Here is a 4,926-nt window from a genome sequence, read left to right on the forward strand (position 1 = left end):
GAACTTGGCCACATCCTCGGCCTTCTGCCCGGGGGGCGCATTCACCAGCAGCACCCCCACGCCCTGCTCCTTCATGTCCTTCTCCAGCCGGGCCATCTCGGGTGCCAGCCTGCCACTGATCGGGCAGCTTGTGCTGAACAGCGCCACCACGAGGCCGTTCTTGCCTGCTGCGTTGCTCAGTTTGATCTCATCGCCCTTCAGCGTCTTCAGTGCGGTATCTGCCACCATGCGCCCCACGCCATGCTCGCTGCCCTTCAGCCACTGCGGCGCTTCCTTGAAGGACGGGTCCTCGGCGGCAGGTTTGACCGGGGTCCCAGCGGTGGAACTGCCCGTGCTGCCACGCTTGCGCAGACTGGCCATCACCGTCTCAGCCTCACTCAAAGTCACCGCGCCGTCTTTGTCGGTATCCAGGTTGTTGAACCATTTCGGGTTCGGCAGTTCGTCTGCCGTCAGCTTGCCGTCGCTGTTCTTGTCCAGGCGCTTGAAGAGAGCCGCCGTGGGCTCATTCCCTATGCCGGCGGTCTGATTGCCCGTGAGCTTGCGCATCTTCTGGACGGCTTCGAGCGCTTCTTCGCGGGTCAGTTTGCCGTCCTTGTTCAAATCCAGCCGGGGAAGGTAGCTCGCGCCCTTCATTTCATCCCCGCTGATGATGCCGTCGCTGTTTTGGTCGAACGCTTTGAATTTTTCATCAAAGTCGGTGAGTTGCGCCTGCGCACGCAGACCAGCGACGGAAGCTGCCAGCGCCGTGCTAGCGAGAAGAATGAGGAGGACCTTTTTCATGGGGGAATGCATGGGAACACGCTGTGTGACCTGAAGTTTCCTGCCGTATGACAGGATCATCCAGCAAAATCACCGTTGTACGATTGACGCTGCCCCTGCGTTCCGTTTGAATTCGCCCGATGAACAACCGCATTCTCTCCCTCCTGTCCGTCATGGCCCTCGCCAGCACTGCTGCTGCCGAAGTGGCCTATGAATTCGTCCCGAACTTCATCACCCCGCCTGCTGGCAAGGAAACCATCGGAGATGGCCATGGCGAAATCGCCGTGGACTCCGCTGGGAACATCTATGTAAGCGTGCAGGACAAAGACCCCGCTCTGGCCGGCCTGCAGGTGTACGGCAAGGACGGCAAGTTCATCAAAACTCTGCCCCTGCCCCCTTCCCTCCATGGCTTTGTGATTCGCAAAATAGGCGATGGCGAGCACATCTACGCCGCCGTGCTCGGTGAGCAGAAGGTCATCAAGTGCAACCTCGATGGCAAAGTCGTGCTGGAGATCCCCACCAGCGCCTTCCCGGCTGAACAGCGCGATTTCGTGGCTGTGACCAAGAGCGACGAAACCGATCCGAAGAAGAAGACCCCCATCGCTTCCGGCGTCCGCATCGCCGACTCCAAAACGGAGATCACCCTCAAGCTCGCTGACGGCACCGAGAAGAAGATCGCCAAGGAAAAAGGCGTCTCCGCCGCTGGTGGCCTCAAACTCACCAACTGTGACGTGGCCCCCAACGGCGACATCTACGTCGTCGATGGCTACGGCCGCAGCTTCATCTTTGTGTTCAGCGCCGAGGGCAAGTTCAAGAGCGTCTTCGGCGGCCCGGACAAGCCCCTGGCTCTCGCCAACGCCCACAAGATCTTCATCGACACGCGCTTTGAACCCGCCCGCGTCATGATCTGCGACCGTGGCCACAAGCGCATGCTGCACACCGACCTCGCGGGCAAGTTCATCGGCGAAATCGCGACCGAAATGCGCAATCCCAGCTCCGCCAGCTTCCATGGCGATCTGATGTGCGTGGCCGAAATCGCCGGCAACGTCAGCGTGTGGGACAAAGCCGGCAAGCGCGTCGCCGACCTCGGCACCAGCCCACAGATGACCAACACCCCCGGCATCGCTCCCAAGGACTGGAAGCAGGGCGTCGTCACCAGCCCGCATGGCATCACCTTCGACAATGATGGCAACATCCTCGAAACCGAGTGGAACAAGTGGGGCCGTATCTTGAAGTGGAACGTGAAGAAATAATGATGCGCCTCGCGCGATCCATCCTCATTCTCGCCGCAGGGGGAGCCGTTCTGGCCCCCCTGTGTGCTTTGGGGCATGGAACAGAATTCTTGAGCGCCAAACTCACGCTCCTGCCGGATGCCGAGGTGCTGCTGGAAATCACCGCAGACTACGGCAGCAATCCGATGCTCATGGATGAACCTGCCGCGCTGGAGGCACTGGCAGATCCCATTCGCCTGCGCCAGCACGAGTCCCTGGTGCCGCTGAGCTCTCTGGCCGCAGCCCGCACCTCACGACATGACAACTGGGAGGACTATGCCCCCGCCGCCTACCTGCCTTCTGAAACCGAAGGCGAGGCACATTCTTTGATCACCTCCGCCTGGCGCTGGCACAGCACAGAGCCGGAGGTCGTGTTTGAAATGCAGAAGGGCAAGCTGCACGACGTGCTGCTGTGGACGCACGATGCGGCGCATCCTGAGGCAGGGCCCAGGTGGATGCTCCTGCTGGCGGGAGATCGCTCCCTCCCCATTTCCATCCAGCAGACGCCGTGGTGGCGTGGCTGGATGGCGGCCGCAGGAGCAGGCGGCCTGATCTTGCTAGGCGCTTACTTCGTCTCGCGGAACTTCACATTGCGCCAGCGCACGCTGTAGGGGCCGGTGCCGCCTTTGATGCCGTGCACCTGGAAGCCGATGTGGCCTTCTGGATCGCCGGGCTGGGTGAAATCAGCGGTGGGCACTCCATTGACGAAGCTCTGGTAATGATCGCCCTTCACCACGATGCGGTAGTGGTTCCACTCGCCCTTTTTGAAAGCAGCCTTGGCAGCATCCGTGCGGACGGCCTCGGTGTCCGTCAGAAGGCTCCACCAGGTGCCGCGGCGTGCTTCATCGTAGAAATTGCCCGCCGTGCCATTGATGGCGATCTCGCACTGCGGCCCGTAAAGACGTCCGGCTGGAAGCTTACCCTTGGCACCTTCGGGCACCGGATCGCCTTCCTTGGCGATGTGGCTGCGTACCTGTACACCGGAATTGAGCGCATCATCCACATTCACCTCGAACTCGAGTTCGAAGTCCTTGAAGGGGCCGATGGCGAGGAAGCTGTTCGGGCTGCCTTCGGTCGTGGTGCCGGTGAGCACGCCGTTTTCGACCTTGTAGGTGGCTTTGCCGCTGATGATCTGGCCGCCTTGGAGTGAGCCGTCGGCAAACCAGTTTTGCCAGTCGCCTTCGCCTTTGGTTTCAGCGTTCAAATTGAGCAAAGCGGCACCCAGGAGGGCGATGGGGAGTGTGGCAGAGAGGAATCTTTTCATAAATAAGAGGGTTTTGAACGCTGTTCGGGGCCGATTTCCATCGATAACTGCCAGTTATTTAAGAAAACTTAAATAAATTCGGGGTTTTATTGGGGTTAAAATGCCAAATTAATCCAAACCAATCTTGACCCGGGAGCCAAGATGGGATTTAAATGGGGTTATAACCCGGTTATTATTGGATGGCCCGCCCCTCAAACACCTTCGACTCCTTGTCACTGACGATCGCGATCACACCGCAGATCAAGCAGTACCTCGAAGACATGACCTTGAAGGGCACGTTTGGCAGCAGCCCCGCCGAGGCGGCGCGGATGCTGTTGAGCAATGGGATTGATGCCATGTTGAACACGGGGGCTTTGGACAGACGCAAATGGACTCTCAAGGACGGACAACTCGTTCTTCTGACGCCGGATCAACCTTCCCTCTCATCATGATACTGCAACACGATCTTCAGGCTGACTCCACCGTCTTCTCCGCCCTCGTCGAAGTCGAAATGACCGACTCCGACCGCAGCAAGAAAGGCAACTGGAAGTCCGAAACCCGGCTCTCTATGCTTTCCCACGAGATCGCCCGCTACATGCCCGACCTCGCCGCCATGCTCGCCGAAGGCGGCAAACAGAAGCTGATGGCCGCGTAATCATCGCACGGCGGCCTGCCCCGCAGTGGCAAAGACGGCTGCCTTGTGCAACGCGAGACGCGTTGTGTTCCGAGGAATGGACACTGAGGGGGGGGGATCTGCCAGCAGCCTAGTTCGGCGCAAAGAGTGCACAAACCTCACAAATTCAACGCCTGGGTATTCGCGCGAGCATCCCATCCCGGAAGATTCCATCCTGGCAGATGATCACGACTTAGTGCGTGAGGTCTTCTGAACTGCCGGAGGCGCTCAAACATGAGGAAAAGCTCGCCCAGCCTGAAGCGGCCGGCCATCTTCCAGGCCAAGCCGGTGGGCCTAGGGCGGCAAGTCAGGTCACTTCATCATCACTATGAGGATCACATCCTAGGGTGAAAGCATTTTCCTAGAGGCTGCGGGAAGCTCTTACCACTCCGCGTGGCTGGGGGCTGTACTGTAGTACCTGCTTTAGCAGGCTCTGGATGACGCGTCCAGAGCCTGCTAAAGCAGGTACTACCATACGCACGCTGCGGACTGTGATGCTGATGGTGTGTATCATACACTGATACGCTGTGCCTGTGGATGAGCTTTATGGATGAACCACATGGCTTCACTCCATGATGCGATCCACAATAAAGGCCTGTTAGCCATGGCGGATGTTCATCAAGATACCTTTCTACATGCCCGGCATACATTCAGAGCGTCAGCAAACGCACCTTGGTGCAAGGTGGGGCGCTTGGTCCTCCAAGCACTGTCGAGCGTCGCCACGCGCCGCTTTCAGGAAGTCATTTTGGAAACTGCCTTACTCGTTCAGGGGGGCGCTCACGCGTATACCCAGGCGTTGAATTTGTGAGGTTTGCTGCACTCTCCGCACCTCAGCGCTGGCGTCCGCGTATACCCAGGCGTTGAATTTGTGAGGTTTGTTGCATTCGCCCCAGGGCTTACGCATGAACAGAGCGACTGAATGTGTTGATTAGAAGACGGAGCGAGAAATGATTTTGCTGTACAAATTTCCATAACGAGGG

The 4,926-nt window shown here is 58.8% G+C and carries 6 protein-coding genes; 4 read left to right on the plus strand and 2 right to left on the minus strand.

Annotated elements, in window-relative coordinates:
* Positions 1 to 780 (minus strand): redoxin domain-containing protein (locus PSV43_RS07530; protein ID WP_300195131.1); only part of this gene is annotated, 780 nt, incomplete at its 3' end.
* A gap of 119 nt (positions 781 to 899) precedes the next feature.
* Here PSV43_RS07530 and PSV43_RS07535 point away from each other — a divergent pair.
* Both PSV43_RS07535 and PSV43_RS07540 read left to right on the plus strand, forming a co-directional pair.
* A complete protein-coding gene (locus PSV43_RS07535; RefSeq protein ID WP_300195133.1) occupies positions 900 to 2,012 on the plus strand; it encodes a hypothetical protein in 1,113 nt (370 codons plus the stop codon).
* 89 nt (positions 2,013 to 2,101) lie between these two features.
* Positions 2,102 to 2,641: a hypothetical protein gene (locus tag PSV43_RS07540; protein WP_300195135.1), complete on the plus strand. Its 540-nt coding sequence runs from the start codon at positions 2,102 to 2,104 to the stop codon at positions 2,639 to 2,641.
* Here PSV43_RS07540 and PSV43_RS07545 read toward each other — a convergent pair.
* Complete coding sequence (locus PSV43_RS07545; protein WP_300195137.1) at positions 2,596 to 3,294, minus strand: DUF1080 domain-containing protein; 699 nt, start codon at positions 3,292 to 3,294, stop codon at positions 2,596 to 2,598. The genes PSV43_RS07540 and PSV43_RS07545 overlap by 46 nt on opposite strands.
* 179 nt (positions 3,295 to 3,473) lie before the next feature.
* On the opposite strand from PSV43_RS07545, the gene PSV43_RS07550 reads away from it, so the two are divergent.
* Complete coding sequence (locus PSV43_RS07550) at positions 3,474 to 3,725, plus strand: hypothetical protein (protein WP_300195140.1); 252 nt, start codon at positions 3,474 to 3,476, stop codon at positions 3,723 to 3,725.
* Positions 3,722 to 3,928, plus strand: a complete 207-nt coding sequence (locus PSV43_RS07555) for a hypothetical protein (RefSeq protein ID WP_300195142.1) — start codon at positions 3,722 to 3,724, stop codon at positions 3,926 to 3,928. Before PSV43_RS07550 ends, PSV43_RS07555 begins: the two co-directional genes overlap by 4 nt.
* Positions 3,929 to 4,926 lie beyond the last annotated feature (998 nt).

Origin of the sequence: Prosthecobacter sp., assembly GCF_029946185.1 — a bacterium.
GTDB lineage: Bacteria > Verrucomicrobiota > Verrucomicrobiia > Verrucomicrobiales > Verrucomicrobiaceae > Prosthecobacter.